Below are 24,533 nucleotides of genomic sequence, written 5' to 3'. Positions count from 1 at the left end.
AGTTTAGGTTTTATCTAGAAACCAGTATCCTATGAAAGGAGTTATTATGGAGAAGCAACAACCTAGTAAAGCAGCCCTGCTGTCTATCATTCCTGGGTTAGGACAGATTTACAATAAACAAAAAGCCAAAGGTTTTATCTTCCTTGGTGTAACCCTTGTCTTCGTCCTTTATTTCCTAGCACTTGCAGCCCCTGAATTGAGCAATCTCATCACTCTTGGTGACAAACCAGGTCGTGATAATTCCCTCTTTATGCTGATTCGTGGTGCCTTCCATTTAATCTTTGTAGTTGTTTATGTACTCTTTTATTTCGCAAATATTAAAGATGCACATACAACTGCTAAGCACATTAACAATGGTATTCCAGTAGCACTTACCTTTAAAGAAATGGTCAAAGGAATCTATGAAAATGGCTTCCCTTACCTCTTGATCATTCCATCTTACATTGCAATGACCTTTGCGATTATCTTCCCAGTTATCGTAACCTTGATGATTGCCTTTACCAACTACGACTTCCAACACTTGCCACCAAACAAATTGTTGGACTGGGTTGGTTTGACAAACTTTACAAACATTTGGAGCTTGAGTACCTTCCGTTCTGCCTTTGGCTCTGTTCTTTCTTGGACTATCATCTGGGCTTTATCTGCCTCAACTTTACAAATCGTAATCGGTATCTTCACAGCTATCATTGCTAACCAACCATTTATCAAAGGAAAACGTATCTTTGGTGTTATTTTCCTTCTTCCTTGGGCTGTCCCAGCCTTCATCACTATCTTGACATTCTCAAACATGTTTAATGATAGTGTCGGTGCTATCAACACTCAAGTCTTGCCGATCTTTGCTAAATTCCTTCCTTTCCTTGATGGGGCTCTTATTCCTTGGAAAACAGACCCAACTTGGACTAAGGTTGCCTTGATTATGATGCAAGGTTGGCTTGGATTCCCATACATCTACGTTTTGACTTTGGGTATCTTGCAATCTATTCCTAACGACCTTTACGAAGCAGCTTATATTGACGGTGCTAATGCTTGGCAAAAATTCCGCAACATCACTTTCCCAATGATCTTGGCTGTTGCAGCACCTACTTTGATTAGCCAATACACCTTCAACTTTAACAACTTCTCTATCATGTACCTCTTCAATGGTGGAGGTCCTGGTAGTGTCGGAGGGGGAGCTGGTTCAACCGATATCTTGATCTCATGGATCTACCGTTTGACAACAGGTACATCTCCTCAATACTCAATGGCGGCAGCTGTTACCTTGATTATCTCTATCATTGTCATCTCAATCTCTATGATCGCATTCAAGAAACTACACGCATTTGATATGGAGGACGTCTAAGATGAATAACTCAATTAAACTCAAACGTAGACTGACTCAAACCCTTACTTACCTCTACTTAATTGGCCTATCAATCGTGATTATCTATCCACTTTTGATTACCATCATGTCAGCCTTTAAAGCAGGTAACGTCTCAGCCTTTAAACTAGATACTAATATCGACCTCAATTTTGATAACTTTAAAGGCCTCTTCACTGAAACCTTGTACGGTACTTGGTACCTCAATACTTTGATTATCGCCTTGATTACCATGGTTGTTCAAACAAGTATCATCGTACTTGCTGGTTATGCCTACAGCCGTTACAACTTCTTGGCTCGTAAACAAAGTTTGGTCTTCTTCTTGATTATCCAAATGGTGCCAACCATGGCCGCTTTGACTGCCTTCTTCGTTATGGCACTTATGTTGAACGCCCTTAACCACAGCTGGTTCCTCATCTTCCTCTACGTTGGTGGAGGTATCCCAATGAATGCTTGGCTCATGAAAGGCTACTTCGATACAGTGCCAATGTCTCTAGACGAATCTGCAAAACTAGACGGTGCAGGACACTTCCGCCGCTTCTGGCAAATTGTTCTTCCACTTGTTCGCCCAATGGTTGCCGTACAAGCTCTCTGGGCCTTCATGGGACCTTTTGGAGACTACATCCTCTCTAGTTTCTTGCTTCGTGAGAAAGAATACTTTACTGTTGCCGTAGGTCTCCAAACCTTCGTTAGCAATGTGAAAAACATGAAGATTGCCTACTTCTCAGCAGGTGCTATCCTCATCGCCCTTCCAATCTGTATTCTCTTCTTCTTCCTACAAAAGAACTTTGTTTCAGGACTTACAAGTGGTGGCGACAAGGGATAATATATCCCCGCCACCCTTTTTCATTTTGAAGCTTGTGACTGTAAAACTATCCTTGTAGCAAGCAATTTTTCTCCTAGACTTGAAATAAAGCACATTTCTCTATATAATAATACTCATATAGAAAACACCTTTTAGAAAGATACCTATGCTTCCATATCCATTTTCCTATTTTTCAAGTATTTGGGGATTTCGTAAGCCCCTGTCCAAACGTTTCGGACTCAACTGGTTTCAGCTTCTCTTTACCAGTATCTTCCTTATCAGTTTGTCTATGGTACCTATTGCCATCCAAAACAGCTCCCAGGAGACTTATCCGCTAGAAACCTTTATCGATAATGTCTATGAACCATTGACAGATGAGGTTGTCCAGGATCTCTCTGAACATGCTAAAATTGTTGATGGTAAATTTACTTATACAGGAACAGCTAGTCAAGTGCCTTCTATTGTAATCGGTCCAAGCCCAAGCAAAGAATTACCTAAGAACCTGCAACTGCATTTCGATACGAATGAGCTCGTCATCAGCAAGGAAAGTAAAGAACTGACCCGTGTCTCTTACCGAGCGATTCAGACTGAGAGTTTCAAAAGTAAAGATAGCTTGACCCAAGCAATTTCTAAAGACTGGTACCAGCAGAATCGTGTCTATATCAGTCTCTTTCTAGTTCTCGGTGCGAGCTTCCTCTTTGGTTTGAATTTCTTCATTGTCTCTCTAGGAGCTAGTCTTCTCCTTTATATCACTAAGAAATCACGCCTCTTTTCATTTAGGACCTTTAAAGAGTGCTACCATTTTATCTTGAACTGTTTAGGATTACCTACTCTAATTACGCTTATTTTGGGACTCTTTGGCCAAAATATGACAACTCTCATTACTGTACAAAACATTCTTTTTGTTCTGTATCTGGTCACTATCTTTTATAAAACGCATTTCCGTGATCCAGATTACCATAAATAGGAGATTTTTATGCCCGTTACGATTAAAGACGTGGCCAAGGCTGCTGGTGTTTCGCCTTCAACCGTAACCCGTGTTATTCAAAACAAATCAACCATTAGCGACGAAACAAAAAAACGTGTTCGTAAGGCTATGAAGGAGCTCAATTACCACCCCAACCTCAACGCTCGTAGTTTGGTAAGCAGTTATACCCAAGTTATCGGCTTGGTTCTTCCTGACGACTCAGACGCCTTCTATCAAAATCCTTTCTTCCCATCTGTCCTCCGTGGTATCGCCCAAGTCGCATCTGAAAACCACTATGCAATTCAGATTGCAACAGGTAAAGATGAAAAAGAGCGCCTTAAAGCGATCTCACAGATGGTTTACGGCAAACGTGTGGATGGTTTAATCTTCCTTTATGCCGAAGAGGAAGATCCCTTAGTCAAGCTGGTCGCTGATGAGCAGTTTCCCTTCCTCATCCTAGGAAAATCCATTTCACCCTTTATCCCTCTTGTCGATAACGACAATGTCCAAGCAGGTTTTGATGCGACCGAATATTTCATCAAAAAAGGCTGCAAACGAATTGCCTTCATTGGAGGAACTAAGCGACTCTTTGTAACGCAAGACCGTTTAACAGGCTATGAGTCAGCACTCAAACAACATCAACTACCTATAGACGAAAATTTGACCTATTTCGCAACCGAGTTCCTAGAAGAAAAAGGGTATCAATTTAGTAAACTCCTCTTTCAGCATGACCCGCAGATTGATGCTATCATTACAATCGATAGTCTCTTAGCCGAAGGGGTCTGTGATTACATCGCAAAGCACCAACTTGATGTCCCAGTTCTCAGTTTCGACTCAGTCAATCCCAAGCTCAATTTGGCGGCCTATGTCGACATCAATAGTCTAGAACTTGGTCGTGTTTCCCTTGAAACCATCCTCCAGATTATCAACGATGCTAAAAGCAATAAACAAATTTGTTACCGTCAGTTGATTGCCCACAAAATTATCGAAAAATAAAAACCAGCTCACGCTGGTTTTTTAGTTACTAATTTTCTGTTTCAACGAACCGTCCCAAAATATGAACATTTTCAGATACAGAGACAAAGGCACCTGGATCCACCTGTTTCATAATCTGTTTAAATTCATTAAACTCTGCACGTGTAATGACAGTGATTAAAACTGCCTTTCTTTCGTGATTATAGGTTCCTTCTGCATCGTGAATCATAGTTGCTCCGCGGTGCAATTTTTTATGTATTTTTTCAATAACCTTGTCTGGATGATTGGTCACAATCATAGCCTGCATACGTTTTTGCTTAGTAAAGACAGCATCTGTCACACGGCTAGAGACAAAGATGGTAATCATAGAGTAGAGAGCGTATTTCCAACCAAAGGTCAAACCTGCTATCAGCATGATGGTCCCATTTACCAAGAAAGAAATACTGCCGACATTCTTACCTGTTTTCTTGCGAATGGTCAGACTGACAATATCCGTTCCACCACTGGAGATATTGTTTCGAAGAGCAAAACCAATCCCCAAGCCCATGACAACACCCCCAAAAAGGGCATTGATAATGGGATCCTCCGTCAAGGTCGCCACAGGGACAAACTGGATAAAGAAGGAACTCATGGATACCGTGATAAAGGTAAAGACGGTGAACTTATGGCCAATCTGATACCAAGCCAAGACCATCAAAGGAAAATTAATGGCGTAAAAGGTTAGCGAAATCGGGATATGAAAACCAAACCAGTGATTACTCAAGGCAGAGATAATCTGTGCCAGACCTGTCGCACCACTCGAATACACATGACCTGGTTGGAAAAAGAAATTGACCGCTACTGCTGATAAAAATCCATAGACCAGAGAGGCCGAAATCTTCTCATCATATTTTTCGCGAGAGATGCTTTGTAAGACACGTAAAATTTTTATCTGATGAGCAAAGCGGCGCAGATAATAGCGCCACCGCTTAATTCGTTTTGCTTCTTTCATCTTCTTCTACTTGTAAGCTGAGTTCCTCTAGTTGTTTGAGAGCTACTGTTGAAGGAGCTTGTGTCATTGGGTCACTTGCCTTATTGTTCTTAGGGAAGGCAATAACTTCACGAATATTTTCTTCTCCTGCTAAGAGCATGACAAATCGGTCAAGCCCGATAGCCAAGCCACCGTGTGGTGGGAAACCATAGTCCATGGCTTCAAGAAGGAAACCAAACTGGTCATTTGCTTCTTCGGCTGAGAAACCAAGAGCCTTGAACATACGTTCTTGAAGGTCTTTTTGGTTGATACGAAGGCTACCACCACCAAGTTCATAACCGTTCAAGACAATATCGTAAGCAATGGCACGAACCTTCGCCAAATCACCTTCTAATTCGTGAGCAGTCTCTTCCTGTGGTAGAGTAAATGGATGGTGGGCGCTCATGTAACGGCCTTCTTCTTCAGACCATTCAAACATTGGCCAGTCAACCACCCAAAGGAAGTTGAATTTATCATTATCAATCAAACCAAGCTCTTTAGCAATACGTCCACGAAGGGCACCAAGAGTTGCATTGGCTACCTCAAGCGTATCCGCCACAAAGAGAACCAAGTCCTTATCTTCAAGAGCAAGCGCTGTTGTCAATTCTGCTTGGATACCTGTCAAGAACTTAGCAACTGGTCCGTTTAATTCTCCATCAACAACCTTAACCCAAGCAAGACCTTTGGCACCGTATTGTTTGGCTACTTCAGTCATCTTGTCAATGTCTTTACGTGAATAGTTGTCCGCAGCTCCTTTAACCACAATGGCTTTAACGGCAGGTGCTTCTGAAAAGACTTTAAAGTCCACACCTTTGACCACTTCTGTCAAGTCCTGAAGCAACATGTCAAAACGAGTATCTGGCTTGTCAGAACCATAAAGAGCCATCGCATCATCGTATTTCATACGAGGGAATGGAAGGGTTACTTCGATACCTTTAGTCTCTTTCATCACGCGCGCAATCAAGCCTTCTGTGATGTCTTGGATTTCTTGCTCAGTAAGGAATGAAGTTTCCAAGTCGACCTGAGTGAACTCAGGCTGGCGGTCTCCACGCAAGTCCTCGTCACGGAAACATTTAACGATTTGATAATAACGGTCAAAACCAGCATTCATCAACAACTGCTTAGTGATTTGTGGACTTTGAGGAAGCGCGTAAAAATGCCCTTTATTAACACGAGATGGCACCAAATAGTCACGCGCCCCTTCAGGCGTTGACTTAGAAAGGAATGGTGTCTCCACGTCGATAAACTCCAATTCATCCAAGTAATTACGGATAGAGTGGGTCACCTTGGCACGAAGTTTAAGATTTTCCAACATTTCTGGACGACGAAGGTCAAGGTAACGGTAACGCAAACGTGTATCGTCATTGGCCTCAATGCCATCCTTAATCTCAAATGGGGTTGTCTTAGCTGTATTCAGCACTGTCAGAGCTGTTACATTTAACTCAACTGCACCAGTTGGCAACTTATCATTGGCTTGCTCACGCGCAGCGACCTGACCAGTCACCTCGATAACAAATTCGCTACGAAGGCTTTCAGCTGTTGCCATGACCTCTGCAGATACTTTTTCAGGGTTGATAACCAACTGCATGATTCCTTCACGGTCACGAAGATCGATAAAGATCAAACCACCAAGGTCACGACGACGGCCAACCCATCCTTTCAAGGTCATTTCTTGTCCGATGTGTTCCTCACGAACACGACCAGCATACATACTACGTTTCATGTTTTCTCTCCTCTTTTATTCTGTTACTATTTTACCATAAAAGCGCAGGCTCTTCATGAAAATCATCAGAAAAGTTTGCCAGTCTTTAAAAATCAAGTGAAGACTCTAAAAATTGACGCCCATACAAAAATCCGATGAAGTTCACCGGACTCTTTTATTTTGAATTTTTGCCTGCTTTACGTTTTTCAGCAATTTCAGCTGCCTTTCGAGGCAAGACAATCTCCGTTGTGTAAGCTGTCCCAAAGCGCAAGACACCTGCAATAGGGGCAAAGACAACTGCTAGATAGTTGTAGAAGAAATCGCCCTTAAAGGCATAAGCTAGCGCTCCAATGATGAAAAATAGAACAACTGCTTGAATCACTGCTAATAAAATTACTCGTTTCATGTGACCTCCTGACTCTATTATAGCATGAGAATCATCAAAAAGCTGACTAAATTATTCAAAGCGTGGAGAGAAATACTGTAGACCAGACCTTTTCTGCTAATATAAGCCAAGCCCAAGCTAAACCCAAGACTACTATAAACTAAAAATTGTTGCACATCACCTGGGAAATGAATCAAAGCAAACAGAACACTAGATACCAAAAGAAACAGAACCTGTTTGCTCTTGTCCTGCTTAGGAAAGAGATAGCGTGCCAACATCCCTCTAAAGATAAGTTCTTCCGTCAAAGGAGCAAAGACCACCACCATAAAGAAAGCAAATGCAGGCTGTTCCACTGTCAGTTGAGATACGATTTGTTGACTGACCGACGGATCTTCTGGTAAAAAGAACTGGGTTGTAATAGCCACTAGCAAAACCAGAGTAGGCAACCAGATATAACGATTAAAAACCGTCGTCTGAATGCTAACCTTTTCTGTCTGATACCATCTGTAAACTCCATAAACATAGGCCCCTGACAGGACGATATAGAGTGGTAAGACTCCAAAGATTGAAGCCCCTAGTCCAAGAGCTGACAGCGCCATACTCTGAACCAGACCATAGCCAAAGAAAAAGGATAGAACAGCTAGAAGAAACCAGCCGAGGTTTTTAAGTAGTTTCATATAAATCTCCTATCTTGCTTTATAGCTGTTTTTCAATACAAAGAGGTTTGCTATTCCTAATACAAGTACCCAAGCAAGTAACATACCGATGTTAGAAAAAGATATTTCTCCACCTTTTTGATTTAAAAGATTTACAATAGGACCGACGAACGAGTAATCCAACACTTTTTGAACCGTATCATTTTGAGAAGCAATCATAGGTAAAATAGAGACAATTAACATTGGAAAGATACTATAGACTTGCGCTTTAGATTGAGTATCTGACATCGCACCGATTAGAAGGTTGAGAAAAATAATACTAATAGTTGCTAGGAGCAAATAGATAACATAGGCAAATAAGTAACCTGATACATCCACTTTAAGATAGATTGGTAGTGAAATCATTCCAAGCAACATAATCAACATAGGGAGAATGAGCATACTGAAAGTATATTCTGTTGCTGTCACACCACTTAGGATGAGTGATTTAAGATTGCGCTTTTCCTTATCTTCTGCCATCATAATCGATACCATATAACCACTTCCCATGCTCAAGACCATCGTCAAACTCATAGAAAGGAAATACGTACTCAATTCTCCACTCTTGTTTAAGAACTCATTATATAGAACAGTCGCTCCAAAAGGCATCAATAGAGTCGCCAACAAAGTTGAATTGCTGATAAGAACTTGTAATCTTAACCATAGTAGGGCATTTAATTTTCTAAACATCTAACTTTTCTCCTGTTAATCTGATAAAGATTTCTTCTAAAGTTGGCTCACAAGAGTGGACCACCATCAAATCTGTCGTGTCTAAATGTGGCAATTCTTCAAATGGAACTATCTGTTCTCGTCCATCGTTATAAACCACACGTACTTTCTTATCCACATGGTACTTCTGGATAATATCTTGCGGACTTCCATACTCTATTAAGTTCCCCTTATTCAAAAGAGATAAGCGATCACAAAGCAGAGTTGCTTCATTCATATCATGCGTGGTCAGAAAGATAGTTGTCCCCGCCTGCTTTAATTCTTGGAGTAGGGTATGAATCATCTTAGATGTTGTAGGGTCTAAGCCACTGGTTGGCTCATCTAGAAAGAGAATCTTAGGAGCATTAAGAAGGGCACGAGCCAAGAACATTCGTTGTTTCATTCCAGTAGATAACTTTTCTGCGATGATGTCTTTAGCATCTGCCAATCCAACCTGTTGGAGCACCTGATTTACTCTATCTGACTTGAGACCATATAACTTAGCATAGATGAGAAGATTTTTGTAAAGACTCATCTTTTCATAAAAACCACTGCCATCACTAACAATACCAATTTGTTCCAAATCATTTGAGGTCAAATCTTGAGAATTCTTGCCTAACAAAACTGTTTTACCTTGATCTGCAGCCAACTGACCTGTCAAGACGTTGATCATGGTTGTTTTACCTGAGCCAGAAGGGCCAAGAAAACCAAAGATTTCACCCTCCTTAATCTCAAAAGAAATCTGATGAAGAGCTTTTTTGCTCCCAAAACTTTTGCTTACATTTTCAACACGAATCATAGAAACTCCTTTATTTGAAATAACGTTTCACCATAGGTAACTGCATCACATTGATATAAATATGGATTGCTCCGACAAACAAGAAGGCTAGTAACTGAATCTCTCCTGTCAGTAAAGAAAAGAGAGCAATCAGAAAGTACAAAGCTGGCAAGACATACTGATGTAATTGGAATAAAATCCGAAAACTCTGTTCCAAATTAGCCTGGCGCTCCCCTTCATCGCAAGAATTGACATAACCTAAGATATCCTTTGGCATAGAGAAAAATACCATATCAAACTGGCGAACAATCGCAATGGTTTTATAAAAATATTTTTGAGCATTAAAAGTCAACACTAATCCCAAAAAAGAAAGAGATAAGGTTAGATTGCTTCTATTTAGTATAACCACTTCACTTGCTGAAATGAAGAGAGCCAATAAAATCACTACACTTGCACTATTAAAAGCAATACTTCCAAACTCAAGATTCCGATACATTTGCACATAATAGCTTTCATTCAGATCATCATCCATTTCCTCTTGATACAAGGAATGAAATTTTCTGCTTTTCTTTAAGAAATTGAAAGTCAAAAAAAGACTAATGAAACCTAATACTAAACAAATAGCTGATATCCAAGGTATCAAGACTTTTACATCTAAAATAACTTCGTAGGATTCGGCACGTGCCTTAAACATCCCTACAAACATGCCCAAGAAGCCTCCAAAGACAACAGACATTAAAAATAACAAGACACCTTTCTTATTCTTTTTCATTTTCATTCTCCTTTTTCACTCGCTAAATTGTTTGCTTTCTTTTCAATCCAGTCAACGACTGGGATGAGGGCAAAGTAGGCCCAAATAAATTGATCACTTTGATATGGATTAAACCAGCCTAAGTCCATCCCAATAAGTAGACACACGCTGACGAATAGAGCTGCGACAACTACATAATAAACCACTTTATACTTGTTCATCACTCATCCTCCTCCAAGCGAAATACCGATTCGACTGTTTCATTGAAAATCTGAGATATTTTCAAGGCAATCACAACGGACGGGGTGTATTCGTCCCGTTCTAATAGGCTAATGGTCTGTCTGGAAACTTCTGCTAGCTTGGCTAGTTCGGTTTGATTGAGGCCATCGCGAGCCCGTAGCTCTTTTAGACGATTTTTTAGTTGCATGTTACACACCTACTTTCCGTCAAATTCAACGGTTTGGATATCCTCAATGCGTTGTAGTTTGAATTTTTCTTTTCCTTTTTTATCAACACGACGTAGCTTGACCCATTCCTCATCAACATCCACAACTTCCCAGTTATCTGTTCCAAAAACTTGTCCAACGATTGTCGGTGTTTTCCCAATCAATTCTTTTAATAATCTTGACATTTCTTTATTTCCTTTCTGTTTTTGCTCAATTCTTTTGATTTTATTCTCTAGTTTCTTGACCTTTTGGGAATGGTAGATATAATACATAATCACAAGAGGTACAAATCCTAATGCCCACATAATCGTTCCCTGCTCCTTTTCTCTTAACTTGATTATATTGTAACACATCTTTTTCTTTTTGACAAGCATATTTGTCAAAAAGTTTATGATTTTTGTCATTTTGCAAAAGAAAAAGGTCAGAGTAGTTCTCTGACCAGTTTTTCTGTTATTAAAATCCTAGTTTTTCAAAGATTTCTGAGAAGTTTTGGCTGATTGTCTCAAGTGACACTTGCACTTCTTCTCGGGTTTGGTTATTCTTGACCGTCACTTGTCCGCTTTCGACTTCACTCTCGCCTAGGGTGATGAGGGTCTTAGCCGCAAAGACATCGGCTGACTTGAACTGAGCTTTGAGTTTACGGTTGAGGTAATCACGCTCTGCTTTGAAACCTTGTTGGCGAAGGGCTTGCACCAATTCCAAGGCCTTGACATTTGCCCCTTCACCCAAGACTGCGATATAAACATCTAGGGCGTTTTCGATAGGAAGAGCCACACCTTGCTTTTCAAGAATGAGAAGCAGGCGCTCTACACCAAGTCCAAAACCAAATCCAGCAGTCTCAGGGCCTCCAAAATAAGAAACCAAACCATCGTAACGACCACCCGCACAGACTGTCAGGTCATTGCCCTCAATCTCAGTGATAAACTCGAAAATAGTGTGATTGTAGTAGTCCAGACCACGCACCATATTGGTATCGATGATATAGTCTACTCCAAGATTTTCCAACATCTGACGCACAGCATCAAAATGAGCTTGACTTTCTTCATCAAGGAAGTCCAAGATAGAAGGCGCATTCTCTACTGCTACCTTGTCTTCTTTTTCTTTAGAGTCCAAGACACGGAGAGGATTTTCCTCCAAACGACGTTGGCTATCTTTAGACAGGGTCTCCTTGAGCGGTGTCAAATAGTCAATCAAGGCTTGACGGTAGGCCGCACGGCTCTCAGGATTTCCAAGAGTGTTAAGGTGCAATTTGACACCTTGGATACCGATTTCTTTCAAGAAATGGGCTGCCATAGCGATTGTTTCCACATCGGTAGCTGGATTGCTAGAGCCAAAACACTCAACACCAATCTGGTGGAACTGGCGCAAACGCCCTGCCTGTGGACGCTCATAGCGGAACATAGGGCCCATGTAATAGAACTTGCTTGGCTTTTGCACTTCTGGAGCGAAAAGTTTATTTTCCACATAGGAACGGACTACTGGCGCAGTTCCTTCTGGACGGAGAGTAATATGGCGGTCACCCTTGTCATAGAAATCGTACATTTCCTTGGTTACGATATCCGTTGTATCTCCGACAGAGCGACTGATGACCTCGTAGTGCTCAAAAATAGGCGTGCGCACTTCTGCGTAGTTATAGCGCTTGAAAATCTCACGGGCAAAGCCCTCAACGTACTGCCACTTGGCAGATTCAGCAGGTAAAATATCCTGCGTTCCTTTTGGTTTTTGTAATTTCATAGGGTGTCCTCTTTAAATTTAATAGTCTTATTTTACCATAAATAGAAGGATTAAAACAGTCAGAAAAAAATTAGGATTTAGATATCATTTTTGAGATTAAGAACTGTCAAAAGAATAGCTAGCAAGGAAAGACCAACAAATAGCATCCAAGTCAACTGTATATTCCATACGGCTACTAGTGAAAAACAAGCTGTTCCCACAGGTATGGATAAGGTGAACAATAAACCTAAAAAATTACTGGTACGAGCTAGAACCTCTGGAGCTAGATTTTTCAGGAGCATGGCACTAATCTTTGGTTGAACTTTAGCAGACACATACAGAGTTGAACAGAGAAATAGCAAACCAAGCACAACTTGATTAAATACGTTAGCCAGACCAATTAGACTGAGTCCTACAGTAGCCCACATCATCAATCTAGGCAGGGACTGCTTCCCAAAATAATCATTGCCCGTAAGGCTACTGATGATGACTGCTAACAAAGCACAGACTTGACTGATAAATAATGCCTCTGTGTAAGAAAAGTCCAAAAGAGAATGGCTCAAAAAGAAGATGTTATAGATACTTCCTAAAGCGCCACCCAAGGCATTGATAAGCAAGACAGCAAAGATCATGAATCCAAAGTTTTTCTGTCCACCTTTAAGAAAAACGAGACGTAAATTCCGATAAATCGTTAGGAACTGGTCTTTGATAGAAAGCTTCTCATTTTTTAGTGATTCACCATCAGGAGATGAAATTGACAGGCTCAATTTGCTTTTTCCTAAAAAGAGGATAACGGCTGATACTAGGAAGAAACAGGCATTGATTCCCGCAACGAGGGAAAAATTGTTGACAGATAGACCTAAGAGCCAGACTCCAAAAGCTTGACCACCAATAGCTGAAATATAGGTGATGAATTGGGAAAAAGAATAAGCCTCCATCAAATCATCTTCAGCTACTTTTTCCTTAATAAGAGGCATGCGCAAGCCACCTGCAAAATCACTGATGACATCACTAATGACATTGATTAAACACAGACTAGAAAAGGCAAAGAGACTAGCTTGCTGGACAACTAGGGCTGCTAGAAAAAATAAAACCGCCTGAAACAAACCACTATAGACCATCCATTTGACCTTATCCCTCGTATAATCTGCCCGAATCCCTACAAAAACTGTAAAGAGAGTCGGAATAATCATGACAATATTCGCCATAGCAACAGCAAAGGATGCTTGTGGCAAGGTCGATGCATAAACGATAAATACCAGGTTAAAAATTGAAGCACCAAAAGCATTGAAGAAGCGTGACAAAGTCAAGAGTCGATAAGCTTGATTTCTAAACAATAGTTTCATAGATAATCTCCCTTCTTGTTCGAAGTTTTATGTGAAGTATGACTATAGTATAGCACTTAGAAATTTTAGAGGAAAAACTTTTGAATATATGCAACAAATGAAATGAGCAAAAAGAAACGATAGAATTTCTTTGATAACCTGTGAGAGCTCAACAATTCTATCGCTTCAAATTTTAAATAATTTTCTTAGTTTGCAGATATTCAACAATCTGTCGTTTTTCTATAGTATTCGGCAGACTTATTACAGCCAAGCATCTCAAAAATACGGACAGCATCTTCCATCTTTTTCTGACCTTCCTTGACTCTGCCTTGCTTGCTATCAAGGAGACCTTCCGCCCACAAATAGACAATTCGGAAATAGGTCTCATTTTCATTATAGAAATGTTCTTCGATAACACGTTTAAAATAAGAGGCATTGGTAAATTCTTCACACTCAATGCTGGCTAAAAAGCCATTCAATAGTATAGTGTGAAAAAGGTTTCGATTGCCAGACATTTCCATTAGAAAATCAGATTTACGTACCATTTCTCGTACATATCTAGTAAAAAGAGAAACAGATAAAAAGGGAGAACTGACTGAAAATAAATTGAGTTCATAGATTCCCCAAATCTCGGTAGAAAACAAATAGTCATGAAGGACTTTCCCTTCCTCTGCCGTTAACTCAACCGTTTCATCCATACTCTTCATATAAGACTTGATAATAATGGCATTTAGAATATGTTTCTGTTTATTTTGAGAATGGGCATGCTTTTGATACTCCCTGCGATACAAGTCCTCAAGCGGAGCTATATTCTTTGGATCCAAGACATCTATGATTTCTTTTCTCAACTCAGAATCTGTATCATACTGAAAACCTCTCGCCAGAAAGAGGATTTCCTCTACACTGGCAGATATATTTTCTACGGCAAATAGAAACTTTTCCACCGAAAGCTCACTCTGACCTGTTTCAAAGCGGGACAACATAGACGGAGAAAATTGTCCCCCAGTTGCCTGTCTCAGCGAGATATTTCTTGACTCTCGTAATAGTCTAAAGACTTTTCCAATCTGCTCCATAGGCTTCCCCTTGATTCCGTATTTTCTTCATTTTATCATATTTTTCAGAAAATTCATCAAAAACTTGCCAAATTGTCAGAATTATGAGAAAATAGAGGATATTTATCACGTGGAGGGACTGTTATGAGAGACGATATCAAAATCAATGACCGCGCTTTGGCCTTGCAAGACCAAATTATCGAAAAACTAGAGAAGGTTTTTGATACAGATGTGGAATTGGATGTTTACAATCTAGGACTGATTTATGAAATCAATTTGGATGAAACGGGTCTCTGCAAGATTGTCATGACCTTCACCGACACCGCCTGCGATTGTGCCGAAAGCCTGCCTATTGAAATCGTCGCAGGGCTCAAACAAATCGAGGGTATCGAAGATATCAAGGTTGAAGTTACCTGGTCGCCTGCTTGGAAAATCACACGAATCAGTCGCTACGGCCGCATTGCCCTTGGACTGCCACCTCGTTAATACTCTTCAAAAATCTCTTCAAACCACGTCAGCGTCGGCTTGCCGTATAGATGTTACTGACTTCGTCAGTTCTATCTGCAACCTCAAAACGGTGTTTTGAGCTGACTTCGTCAGTTCTATCTGCAACCTCAAAACACTGTTTTGAGCAACCTGCGCCTAGCTTTCTAGTTTGCTCTTCGATTTTTATTGAGTATAAGCAGGAAAATTACTTTTGAAGATGAAAAGAAGCAAGCCGAAGTTGGCTTGCTTTTTAAGTTTATTTTTTACCTGACTTGTCCATATTCCAGAAGTCTGTCACGGCTCCGCGTGAAGCAGATGATACGATATGGGCATATTTACCAAGGACACCACGGCTGTAAAGTGGTGGCAAGGTTGTTTCTGCCTTGCGTTTTTCAAGTTCTTCTTCCGATACGGCCATGGAAATTTCTTTGGTATCCTGGTCAACCGTAACGATATCGCCTGTACGAAGGTAGGCAATTGGTCCACCATCCTGAGCTTCAGGAGCGATATGTCCAACAACCAGACCATAAGTACCACCAGAGAAACGGCCGTCTGTCAAGAGGGCAACCTTGTCTCCTTGACCTTTACCAACAATCATTGATGAAAGTGACAGCATCTCAGGCATACCAGGGCCACCCTTAGGTCCAACGAAACGAACAACGACTACATCTCCATCAACGATTTCATCAGTCAGAACGGCCTGAATAGCATCTTCTTCTGAGTCAAAGACCTTAGCGGGACCAACGTGACGACGCACTTTAACACCTGATACTTTAGCAACCGCACCGTCAGGGGCAAGATTCCCGTTCAAGATGATAAGCGGACCGTCCGCACGTTTTGGATTTTCAAGTGGCATAATGACTTTTTGACCTGGTGTGAGGTCTGCAAAGTCAGCCAAGTTTTCAGCAACAGTCTTACCAGTACATGTGATGCGGTCTCCATGAAGGAATCCATTTGCCAACAAGTACTTCATAACCGCTGGGACACCACCGACTTCGTAGAGGTCTTGGAAGACATACTGACCAGATGGTTTCAAGTCGGCCAAGTGTGGCACACGTTCTTGAATCGTATTGAAGTCCTCAAGTGACAAGTCAACATTGGCAGCATGGGCAATGGCAAGCAAGTGAAGAGTGGCGTTTGTAGAACCACCGAGAGCCATAGTTACAGTGATAGCATCTTCAAAGGCTTCACGAGTTAAGATATCTGATGGTTTGAGACCTAGCTCCAACATCTTAACAACAGCACGTCCTGCTGCTTCGATATCTTCTTTCTTATCAGCTGATTCAGCTGGGTGAGATGAAGATCCTGGCAAACTCATACCGAGAACTTCGATAGCTGTCGCCATGGTATTAGCAGTGTACATACCACCACATCCACCAGGGCCAGGGCAGGCATTACATTCAAGACGCTTCACATCCTCAGCTGTCATGTCACCGTGGTTCCATTTTCCAATCCCCTCAAAGACAGAAACCAAGTCAATGTCTTTGCCATCAAGATTTCCCGGTGCAATGGTTCCACCATAGGCGAAAATAGCTGGAATATCCATATTAGCAATGGCAATCATAGAACCAGGCATGTTCTTGTCACAACCACCGATAGCGACGAAGGCATCCACATTGTGACCACCCATAGCCGCCTCGATTGAGTCCGCAATGATATCACGAGATGTCAAAGAGAAACGCATACCAGGCGTTCCCATGGCAATCCCATCCGCTACGGTAATAGTCCCAAACTGCACAGGCCAAGCACCTGCCGATTTGACACCTTCTTTAGCTAATTTCCCAAAATCATGCAAGTGAATGTTACATGGCGTATTTTCCGCCCAAGTCGAAATCACTCCTACAATCGGTGTTTCAAAGTCCTTATCTGTCATACCAGTCGCACGAAGCATAGCACGGTTTGGTGATTTAACCATGCTGTCATAAATGCTACTGCGGTGACGTTTATCTAATTCAGTCATTTGTTCCCTCCCATTTCAGTTTTTACTATTATAGCACATTTTAAAAGCAATGAACAGAAGAAAATTCTTGAATTTTCAGAAAATTTCGATTAATTTGGTTAATGACCTTTTAATTTTTTCATCTTTTTTTGTCAAGTAACTTTACTTTACAAAAAAGTTTTGATATACTATTAAAGTTGATGAAAATCAAACCTAACTGAATTATATCTTAAAAGGAGAAATCAAAATGGCAGTACCTGCACGTCGCACTTCAAAAGCGAAGAAAAACAAACGTCGTACACACTACAAAGTAACAGCTCCATCTGTAAACTTTGACGAAACTACTGGAGATTACTCACGTTCTCACCGTGTATCACTTAAAGGATACTACAAAGGACGTAAAATCGCTAAAGTTGCATCAGCTGAATAATAGAAGGGAGATACCATGCGCGTAAATATTACACTTGAACACAAAGAATCTGGTGAACGCTTGTACCTTACTTCTAAAAACAAACGTAACACTCCAGACCGTCTTCAATTGAAGAAATACTCACCAAAACTTCGCAAACACGTTGTGTTTACAGAGGTTAAATAAGGTTTCATTACATTTCAGTACATACTGAAAAACACTGATTTCATGCGATTTTTAAAATATTGAATTTCATTACAAATCATTTGAAATCAGTTCTATGGCAACCTTTTTGGCAACCTTTTTTGAAATGAAAAAGAAAGTCAACAATCGAAGAATGTAAAGTCCTAAGAATTTTCTAGGACTTTTTTCATTCCTAAAAATTGTTGGAATAGCGCAGTCTTTTCAATAAATTTTAGGAATCAAAAAAATCTTCCTACAATAAGTAAGAAGATTTTTTATTTTTTACTTTCTCATCCAAGAATCATGTACTAATTCATTAATTTGATGACTATATTTTGCATAGTTGTAATGATAGTGATTAGAAGCTCTTGATAAAACATCCCCAGTTTTTTTATCAGGTTGAACATATTTCTCAAATTCTGCTATAGGAATTATAAATAATTCGAGCCCCTGAATTTTATTATCTGATACTTTGCTTATGGCATAAGCAATACAATCAATATATTTTCCATTATTATATTTTTGAAATTTTTTAACAGTTTCATAGTTTGCTTCAACAGTAGTAGTTTCAGATTCTATCGGAATTGTTCTAGTAACGGGCAAAATTCTATATTTTTCTTTCCCTTTTATTGCTTTCAAATAATTTCCTTGATTTGTTACAGTAAAGTTTCTAATTGATAAATTATATTTGATAAATTCTCTTAGACAATTTCTTGTATTACTCATTTATTCTACCCTTTTCTATCCTTTTTTATATACCCTAATCCTAAACTTGCTAATAAGCTAAAACCTAATAAGCCTAGCATCGTCTCCTTTGTTCCTGTATTTGGAAGTTGTTTCTTAGGTTCTGCTTTTGCATTTGTAGCTTGTGCAGGAGCTTGATATGTTTTATCGTCTTTAGTTCCTACTGTCGCAACTACAACCTTATTTTGAGCCTTCGCATCTACGATGTCAACTACCTTACCGTCAGCGTTAGTGACTTCCTTAGGTTGACCACCTGCTTTACGGATTGCATCTTCTTTTTCTTTCAAAGCTTGCAAGCGTTGTTGCTCAGCAAGGTATGCGTCATGGTCGGCTTTGAGTTGCTTGAAGTTCTCATACCCACGAGCCTTAGTTTCAGCGATACCCTCAAGACGAGCCAACTCTTCCTTAGCAGTTTCCAACTCAGCACGGAGTACACCAAGCTTAGATTTAGCATCAGTAAGCTCTTTGTCCAAAGTCTTAAGGACTTCATTACGCTTAGTAAGAGCAAGTTCAAGAACTGTATGAGTGTCAGTAGCTTCTTTAGATGCTTCACGTTTACGAGCAAGGTCTGAACCAGCTGACTTACGAGCCAAGACTGCTACATCATGAGCCTTAGTAAGGACTTCCAATTCACCTTTAGCAGTAGCAAGAGATTGGTCAGCGTTTGAGTGTTCAGCCTTAGCAGTCTCAAGAGCTGATTGAGCATCAGCAAGAGCCTTAGCTTTGTCAGTAGCATTTGACTTAGCAAGAGCAAGTGACTCCTTAGCAGTTTGCAAAGCTTTAGTGTCCTGTGCTAGTTTATCTTTAGCATCAGCAAGAGCCTTTTCAAGCGCTGGAACATCAATCTTATCACCTAGCAAGTCAGACAAGTGAGTGCGAGCATTAGCAAGAGCTGTCTCAGCGTTAGTGTAGGCAGTTTGGGCTGATTGTACTGCTGATTTAGCTTCTTGAGAGGCTTTGACTGCGTCATCATAAGTTGATTGAGCCAAGTCTAGTTTTTCTTGTAGTTTGGCAACCTTTTCGGTTGTGCTTGGGGCGATTACGACTTTGGTTTTGTCGAATTTGGCTCCATAAGAAGTTACGTTGTCGGATGTACCAAGATAATGAATTTTTGTATCTGTATTTTCATCGTAACTTGTAGAGATACCAAGATATTGGTGGTAAGACATAAATGGTTCGTCTGCTACATGAGATACCCCTTGAGCATGCCCCCAATCAGCGTGAGTATCCCAGTAAAGCATAGCATATACGTCGATGTAGATAGCTTTTTTGATTTCTGAAACGGTAGTAAGTTTGTGAGTATCGTTACCAATAAGCTCTGCTAGAAGAACACCGTACTCTTTACCTACTGATTTTAAAGTCTTAGTATCGTGATATTCGATACCTTTTGTAAGCTTAGCTACTTTATCTGCGATAGCCATAGCATCTTCGTTAACTGAAACCAAACCTGTACCAAATTGTTTACGAACTTGGTTAAACAAGTCAGCTGCAAACAATGACAAGTCTTTACGTGTTTCGTAGTCGAGATTATTAACATCAACTTCAGTGTTTTGGTCTTTTTTAGTAGAGTTAAATGGTAGGTCAAAACGGTAAATCTCACCTTCTTTAGTAAGAGTTACTTTACCTGCCTTTTGCAACTCCTTAATACCCTGCTCCTTCAGTTTTTGAGAAAGTGCTTCTGGTTTACCAGTAGTAAGGTACTCCTTAAGGAGTGACATATACTCTTGGCTTAGAGTGATAGTGTTGACTGCAACATCAGTGTTAGCAAGCTCTTCTTTAGCACGTTCGAGGTCGGCTCTAGCTGTAGTAACTGCCCCATCTTTTGAAGTTTGGTCAGCTTTAGCGTTGGCAAGGGCTGTAGTAGCTTGAGTAAGATTAGACTCAGCACTAGATACCCCAGTTTGGGCGTCTTTGATAGCTTGGTCTTTGTTGGCTTGAGCCTTTTTAGCATTGTCAAGGTTAGTCTCAGCAGTCGCTACGGCTTGAGTGTCTTCGGCGACTTGGTTAGTAAGTGTAGCTACCTCTTTTTCAAGTGGCGCAACATCAGTAGTAGACGAAAGAGAATCTACTTTTTTCTGAGCGTCAGATACCTTATTAGCCGTAGCAGTGGCAGTTTTCTCAGCGTTAGATACTACCTTAGTTTGGTCAGCAACCTTTTCAGCAGTCGCAGATACAGACTTATCAACATCAGCTACAGTCTTTTCAGCAGTCGCAAGTTCGCTGGCTTTCTTTTCAGCGTCAGCCTTAGCCTCAGCTACCTTCTCAGGTGTAACAGACTTAGCTTCTTCTACTTTCTTAGTAGTGTCAGCGATAGTCTTTTCAGCATTAGCAATCTTTGCTTCAGTAGTTGCAACAACTTCTTTTTGCTTCGCTACATCCTGATTAGCCTTGTCAGATTCAGCTTTAGCCTTATCAACATCAGCTTGACTAGGAACTTTAGCAACTACCTCGTCTTTAGCAACTACCTTAGTTGCAGGCTCATTAACGGCTACCTCAGTCTCACTAGCCGATACCCCAGAGGATACCCCAAGGGCTGTAAGTGCTAAAGTAGAAACAACCATACCGTTGCGCAATTTCTTGATGGTTCCGTGACCTTGTGTGTTTGATTCCATCATATAAACTCCTTTATGTCTTAAAAGACTGTTTTATGAATAATATTATACCACATTTTACAGTCTTTTAAATATTATTCTTTCAAAAATTTCAGTCTTTTGATAACGATTTATTCAACGAGATAAACTTGTATGATAGTTATGAGGTACTATCATGACTGAAAAAATAAATTTAAGAGAATTTGTTGCAAAACAAATCAGACTTCTAAGACTGAAAAGCGGGATGACACAAGAATATCTAGCAGAAAAAGCTGATTTGGGTTTTAACTATATATATAGGTTAGAAAATAAACAATTAAACGTTAAGCTTGAAACCATTGAAAAAATTATACAAGCACTTGAAGTTGATATGAATACTTTTTTTAATATTGAAAATCAAAATCAAAGCGGAGAGTTTTCACAACTCATTGAAGATATTAGAAATCTACCGACAGAAAAAAGAGAACCTACTATAAAGGCTCTCCGAGATATATTAAAACAAATAAATTAAGCCAAGTATTTTTGAACTTGGCTTTTTTAAATTTGCTAATTTAATTTTTAGTTTCTCCCTTTATATCATGCTCTGTTTTAGTCTGACTGTGAATAAATTTAGGTATATCTTCACCATTCAATGCTTTCTTAGCATTATTGAATAGCCAATCTAGTAAAACAAATTTATCATAAGTTTTTCCAAATTTAATGTTAAATTCATTCATCCCCGCTAGTCCATTAGTTGCTTTTTCAATGCAATCCAATAATCCTAACTCTTCTAGATGTTCAACTAGCATAAATGAAGCAAGACGATTATCTAACCGAGACAATATTTCAATATTTTCTTCAGATTCAAATATCTTTTCAACAAGAGGAAGATATTCAATAGCTTTCGAGATAGTATCTAATTTGCTAGTAATTTCAAATAGATTATCTTGTTCAGAGATACTCTTATAAAAGTGATCAATCCATACAATTAGAGCGTAGTCATTAATTTTAGTTTTCTTATTTGGGAACTCTACACTTTTTAAGCTTGATATTATGGAGTTTTTTAATGATTCCGCTCGTTTATCATCTGATAATACAGCTTTTGCCTTATTTTTTAAATCAAGTTTTTCTAATTTATTAGTGATTATATTAGATACTTCTGTAATATAATCTTCATTTTCCTTCTCTATTTCATCCACAATAGTCTCTGCAAATCTTTCTAATGCAGTAGATTTTTTGTTTATATTATCTTTGTCAAAGGAAGGAAAAATAGCTAAATAATTATTTTTAGAAACTACCTTACCAGTCAACAAATTTTCTGCTGTCTGGTCGCTCATGTGAAACTTTTCTGCTAGATAAGCAATTTTAGCTTCATAATCTCCACTAATCCCTTGTTCTTCTTTAAACTCTTTAAATTCTTCCATTTTGTGCATCAAATTAACTGTAACTGCAACAAGCATGCGTTCTTCTTTTTTTTCTTCCATAGCAAACATCCTTTACACAAAAAAGTTTATGTATCATTTTAGCATTAATACATTTTAAACGTCAAGATATTAACGGGTTTTTATAAAAGTTTAGGGTAAAACGTTTTCAATAACAATCTTACAAAAATTTATTTTTTTTTTGAACCAAATAATCTCGGTAGATAATAAATTATATTCCACTGAAAGTGCTATGTAGCAAGCTTTAAACAATGGTTTGAACAAACAAAAAAATCTTAAAAAAACCAAGAAAAATTATTACTTATATTTTAAGTGAATTTAGGTAAAGTCTTGTCAGTTTTTATGGAATAATTAAGATGTGAGGTAACTATCACACAATACATATCTTCAATAAATTTGAAAAGCCGTGAATTTTTTGATGTATTTAATAAAACGGTTAGAAAAGAGGTAGCCTATGGAAGCTACACAAACAACATTGCAGGGTCGATTTATTGGCGCATCGGCAGTAAAAGACTATACATCTGGTCTCAGCACTGGTCAAACCAATTTGACTATTGGTGTACGAACTTCAGACGGTCGATTTAGTCAAACAAATATCAAGGCTGATATAGTTAATGTCTCTGACTTTACGACTTTATTTGATGAAAAAGTAGAAATTATTCTCGAAAATGTTTCTATCAACGCCTACACTAATGGGAACCGTGCTGCGCTCTCAGTAAAAGCTAAGTCTGCTTTTATTGAATTGGTTTAATGGGTAATGGGGAGTATCTCCCCTTATCCTTAGAAAGGAATCATTATATGTCGTTTATATCTTGGTTGATTATCTTATTTGCTGGATTTCTTTATTTAGCTCTTAGGGTAAGTGAAATTAGAGAAAAGCAGAAACAGGATCAGACGCTTCAGTTAAACCTTCCAACAATCACAGCAGATATTGAACAGGTAATTGAAGAAAGCGCCACTGTTTCAGGTCAAAAACTTCTTTTTGATAGTCGCTACATTCGATTCTTGCAAAGTAACGATGACAATAGCTCTCACCTTGTTAGTTTTCCAATTATGTTATCAAAGAAACCTGATATCAATGAAGAAAGCTATGTTCAACAAGTCTTTTTAATACAGTTTAACAAATACATAGCTGAATCTACAACCTATGAAAGCTGGTCAGACAAAGGGCAGTGGCTTTCTGTTACGCCTCAATTTGGAAAACTGTTACGGTATAATAATCAGTATTATCTAAATTTGGAAATTCAGTTTTCTTACACTTCTAAATAGGAGTATTAACAGATGAAATGCTTTCTTGATAAAAATCTATTTGAGTACAGAAATCATTTTTTCTGGGATATACCAGTTGAGCGTGTACCTCACGCTCTTTTGGTAGGCTCCTCAGGCTCAGGTAAGACCTATGCAACAAAGGTCTTTTTAGCAAGGTTTGCTTGTACCTACCCAGAAGCAACGTTCCTTATTGGTGATTACAAAGCTGATACAGACTTTGCCTTTCTAAATGGCTGTAAAGGATTTAAGCGATTTGATGAGGTTTCAGAATTACTTACTCTAGGATTAAAAATCCTTGAAAATCGCCAAAAAGGAATCGATAGTTCCAGAGAATTTGTAGTGGTTTGCTTCGATGAGTTCAATGCGTGGCAAAATAGCCTAGACAAAAAGGAGCGTGAACAAGCTATTAAAGACTATACTCGCCTTATTCAACTAGGACGATCCTTTTCAATTTTTGTTATTATTTCCCAGCAAGATGCCCATAAAGCAAGCTTGGGGTTATCACGTGATTCTATAGGTACAGTAATTGCACTAGGCAAATTATCTAAAGAAACGGTCTCAATGCTCTTTTCTGATGAAAAAGATGACATTGTGCGAAACAATCCAAGAGGTGTCGGCTACATGAAGATAGATGGGCAAGATAGTCGTCATATACTTGTACCAAGTCACAATATACCTCCTTTAGAAAAACTGCTTCGGGAGGCTGTTTAACGTTCAGACTGCTATTTTCTTGATGAAGAGGCTGTTGACCCTGATTCACTTTAGAGAATCAGATGGTCTTACAGCCTCGCCAGCTTTAGCTGGCTATTATACGGGGGACATG

At 39.4% G+C, this 24,533-nt stretch carries 28 protein-coding genes; 11 read left to right on the top strand and 17 right to left on the bottom strand.

Annotated elements, in window-relative coordinates; genetic code table 11:
- Positions 1-46: 46 nt before the first annotated feature.
- The 4 genes from CYK16_RS09190 to CYK16_RS09175 all read left to right on the top strand — a co-directional run bounded on the left by CYK16_RS09190 (position 47) and on the right by CYK16_RS09175 (position 4,125).
- Positions 47-1,339, top strand: coding sequence for a carbohydrate ABC transporter permease (locus tag CYK16_RS09190; RefSeq protein WP_049502290.1), 1,293 nt, complete (start codon positions 47-49; stop codon positions 1,337-1,339).
- Position 1,340: 1 nt separating this feature from the next.
- Positions 1,341-2,183: a sugar ABC transporter permease gene (locus CYK16_RS09185; RefSeq protein ID WP_001065648.1), complete on the top strand. Its 843-nt coding sequence runs from the start codon at positions 1,341-1,343 to the stop codon at positions 2,181-2,183.
- 145 nt (positions 2,184-2,328) lie between these two features.
- Positions 2,329-3,129 (top strand): DUF1189 domain-containing protein, encoded by an 801-nt coding sequence (locus CYK16_RS09180; RefSeq protein ID WP_060806207.1) that lies wholly within the window; start codon positions 2,329-2,331, stop codon positions 3,127-3,129.
- 9 nt (positions 3,130-3,138) lie between these two features.
- The gene (locus CYK16_RS09175) at positions 3,139-4,125 is read left to right on the top strand and encodes a LacI family DNA-binding transcriptional regulator (protein ID WP_060806208.1); all 987 of its coding nucleotides are present in this window, start codon (positions 3,139-3,141) and stop codon (positions 4,123-4,125) included.
- Between the two features lie 28 nt (positions 4,126-4,153).
- On the opposite strand, the gene CYK16_RS09170 is transcribed toward CYK16_RS09175, so the two are convergent.
- From CYK16_RS09170 to rgg, 13 genes are all read right to left on the bottom strand, one after another.
- Entirely contained in the window at positions 4,154-5,095 is a 942-nt protein-coding gene (locus CYK16_RS09170) for a YitT family protein (protein ID WP_060806209.1), read from the bottom strand.
- Positions 5,073-6,836, bottom strand: a complete 1,764-nt coding sequence (gene aspS, locus CYK16_RS09165) for an aspartate--tRNA ligase (RefSeq protein ID WP_060806210.1) — start codon at positions 6,834-6,836, stop codon at positions 5,073-5,075. The genes CYK16_RS09170 and aspS overlap by 23 nt, the downstream gene beginning before the upstream one ends.
- 154 nt (positions 6,837-6,990) lie before the next feature.
- Positions 6,991-7,221 carry a hypothetical protein gene (locus CYK16_RS09160; RefSeq protein WP_000832184.1) on the bottom strand — a complete coding sequence of 77 codons (231 nt, stop codon included), beginning with the start codon at positions 7,219-7,221 and terminating at the stop codon, positions 6,991-6,993.
- Between the two features lie 17 nt (positions 7,222-7,238).
- Positions 7,239-7,877, bottom strand: coding sequence for a CPBP family intramembrane glutamic endopeptidase (locus tag CYK16_RS09155; protein ID WP_060806211.1), 639 nt, complete (start codon positions 7,875-7,877; stop codon positions 7,239-7,241).
- A 9-nt stretch (positions 7,878-7,886) separates the two neighbouring features.
- On the bottom strand, positions 7,887-8,585 hold the full coding sequence (locus CYK16_RS09150; RefSeq protein WP_101776928.1) for an ABC transporter permease: 699 nt from the start codon (positions 8,583-8,585) through the stop codon (positions 7,887-7,889).
- Entirely contained in the window at positions 8,578-9,402 is an 825-nt protein-coding gene (locus CYK16_RS09145; RefSeq protein ID WP_000621677.1) for an ABC transporter ATP-binding protein, read from the bottom strand. Before CYK16_RS09145 ends, CYK16_RS09150 begins: the two co-directional genes overlap by 8 nt.
- A 10-nt stretch (positions 9,403-9,412) precedes the next feature.
- Positions 9,413-10,153, bottom strand: a complete 741-nt coding sequence (locus CYK16_RS09140; protein ID WP_049513535.1) for a DUF3169 family protein — start codon at positions 10,151-10,153, stop codon at positions 9,413-9,415.
- A gap of 2 nt (positions 10,154-10,155) precedes the next feature.
- Positions 10,156-10,353: a hypothetical protein gene (locus tag CYK16_RS09135; protein ID WP_101776926.1), complete on the bottom strand. Its 198-nt coding sequence runs from the start codon at positions 10,351-10,353 to the stop codon at positions 10,156-10,158.
- Positions 10,353-10,559, bottom strand: coding sequence for a helix-turn-helix transcriptional regulator (locus CYK16_RS09130; protein WP_001176233.1), 207 nt, complete (start codon positions 10,557-10,559; stop codon positions 10,353-10,355). The genes CYK16_RS09135 and CYK16_RS09130 overlap by 1 nt, the downstream gene beginning before the upstream one ends.
- Positions 10,560-10,568: 9 nt before the next feature.
- A complete protein-coding gene (locus CYK16_RS11045) occupies positions 10,569-10,763 on the bottom strand; it encodes an aspartyl-tRNA synthetase (protein ID WP_257960402.1) in 195 nt (64 codons plus the stop codon).
- A 268-nt stretch (positions 10,764-11,031) separates the two neighbouring features.
- Entirely contained in the window at positions 11,032-12,312 is a 1,281-nt protein-coding gene (gene hisS / locus CYK16_RS09120) for a histidine--tRNA ligase (protein ID WP_101776924.1), read from the bottom strand.
- A 77-nt stretch (positions 12,313-12,389) separates the two neighbouring features.
- Entirely contained in the window at positions 12,390-13,637 is a 1,248-nt protein-coding gene (locus CYK16_RS09115) for an MFS transporter (RefSeq protein ID WP_101776923.1), read from the bottom strand.
- A 200-nt stretch (positions 13,638-13,837) separates the two neighbouring features.
- Positions 13,838-14,689 carry a quorum-sensing system transcriptional regulator Rgg gene (rgg, locus tag CYK16_RS09110; protein WP_101776922.1) on the bottom strand — a complete coding sequence of 284 codons (852 nt, stop codon included), beginning with the start codon at positions 14,687-14,689 and terminating at the stop codon, positions 13,838-13,840.
- 123 nt (positions 14,690-14,812) lie between these two features.
- Here rgg and CYK16_RS09100 point away from each other — a divergent pair, with 123 nt between their 5' ends.
- Positions 14,813-15,154: a metal-sulfur cluster assembly factor gene (locus CYK16_RS09100; protein ID WP_001204051.1), complete on the top strand. Its 342-nt coding sequence runs from the start codon at positions 14,813-14,815 to the stop codon at positions 15,152-15,154.
- Between the two features lie 256 nt (positions 15,155-15,410).
- On the opposite strand, the gene ilvD is transcribed toward CYK16_RS09100, so the two are convergent.
- Entirely contained in the window at positions 15,411-17,114 is a 1,704-nt protein-coding gene (gene ilvD, locus CYK16_RS09090; protein WP_000137343.1) for a dihydroxy-acid dehydratase, read from the bottom strand.
- Between the two features lie 226 nt (positions 17,115-17,340).
- Between ilvD and rpmF the strand changes: the two genes are divergently transcribed.
- Positions 17,341-17,523, top strand: coding sequence for a 50S ribosomal protein L32 (rpmF, locus tag CYK16_RS09085; protein ID WP_060806219.1), 183 nt, complete (start codon positions 17,341-17,343; stop codon positions 17,521-17,523).
- A 15-nt stretch (positions 17,524-17,538) separates the two neighbouring features.
- A complete protein-coding gene (rpmG, locus tag CYK16_RS09080; RefSeq protein ID WP_001265622.1) occupies positions 17,539-17,688 on the top strand; it encodes a 50S ribosomal protein L33 in 150 nt (49 codons plus the stop codon).
- 279 nt (positions 17,689-17,967) lie between these two features.
- Here rpmG and CYK16_RS09075 read toward each other — a convergent pair whose 3' ends face one another.
- Together CYK16_RS09075 and CYK16_RS09070 are read right to left on the bottom strand one after the other, a co-directional pair.
- Positions 17,968-18,411: a hypothetical protein gene (locus CYK16_RS09075; protein ID WP_101776921.1), complete on the bottom strand. Its 444-nt coding sequence runs from the start codon at positions 18,409-18,411 to the stop codon at positions 17,968-17,970.
- Between the two features lie 5 nt (positions 18,412-18,416).
- Positions 18,417-21,044: an SEC10/PgrA surface exclusion domain-containing protein gene (locus CYK16_RS09070; RefSeq protein ID WP_257960401.1), complete on the bottom strand. Its 2,628-nt coding sequence runs from the start codon at positions 21,042-21,044 to the stop codon at positions 18,417-18,419.
- A 151-nt stretch (positions 21,045-21,195) separates the two neighbouring features.
- Here CYK16_RS09070 and CYK16_RS09065 point away from each other — a divergent pair, with 151 nt between their 5' ends.
- Positions 21,196-21,531, top strand: coding sequence for a helix-turn-helix domain-containing protein (locus tag CYK16_RS09065; protein ID WP_047206714.1), 336 nt, complete (start codon positions 21,196-21,198; stop codon positions 21,529-21,531).
- 40 nt (positions 21,532-21,571) lie between these two features.
- Here the strand turns inward: CYK16_RS09065 and CYK16_RS09060 are convergent, their stop codons facing one another.
- On the bottom strand, positions 21,572-22,483 hold the full coding sequence (locus CYK16_RS09060; protein ID WP_101776920.1) for a hypothetical protein: 912 nt from the start codon (positions 22,481-22,483) through the stop codon (positions 21,572-21,574).
- 412 nt (positions 22,484-22,895) lie between these two features.
- Between CYK16_RS09060 and CYK16_RS09055 the strand changes: the two genes are divergently transcribed.
- The 3 genes from CYK16_RS09055 to CYK16_RS09045 are packed head-to-tail and all read left to right on the top strand — an operon-like array spanning position 22,896 to position 24,421.
- Positions 22,896-23,192, top strand: a complete 297-nt coding sequence (locus CYK16_RS09055; RefSeq protein WP_101776919.1) for a hypothetical protein — start codon at positions 22,896-22,898, stop codon at positions 23,190-23,192.
- A complete protein-coding gene (locus tag CYK16_RS09050) occupies positions 23,192-23,710 on the top strand; it encodes an RNA-binding protein (protein WP_101776918.1) in 519 nt (172 codons plus the stop codon). Before CYK16_RS09055 ends, CYK16_RS09050 begins: the two co-directional genes overlap by 1 nt.
- Before the next feature lie 12 nt (positions 23,711-23,722).
- Positions 23,723-24,421, top strand: coding sequence for a P-loop NTPase family protein (locus CYK16_RS09045; RefSeq protein ID WP_101776917.1), 699 nt, complete (start codon positions 23,723-23,725; stop codon positions 24,419-24,421).
- Positions 24,422-24,533 lie beyond the last annotated feature (112 nt).

Source organism: Streptococcus oralis subsp. dentisani (assembly GCF_002860905.1).
In the GTDB taxonomy this organism is placed as follows: domain Bacteria; phylum Bacillota; class Bacilli; order Lactobacillales; family Streptococcaceae; genus Streptococcus; species Streptococcus oralis_BA.
Note: the sequence above shows the minus strand (reverse complement) of the source record. Positions and strands in the feature narration are given on the sequence as shown.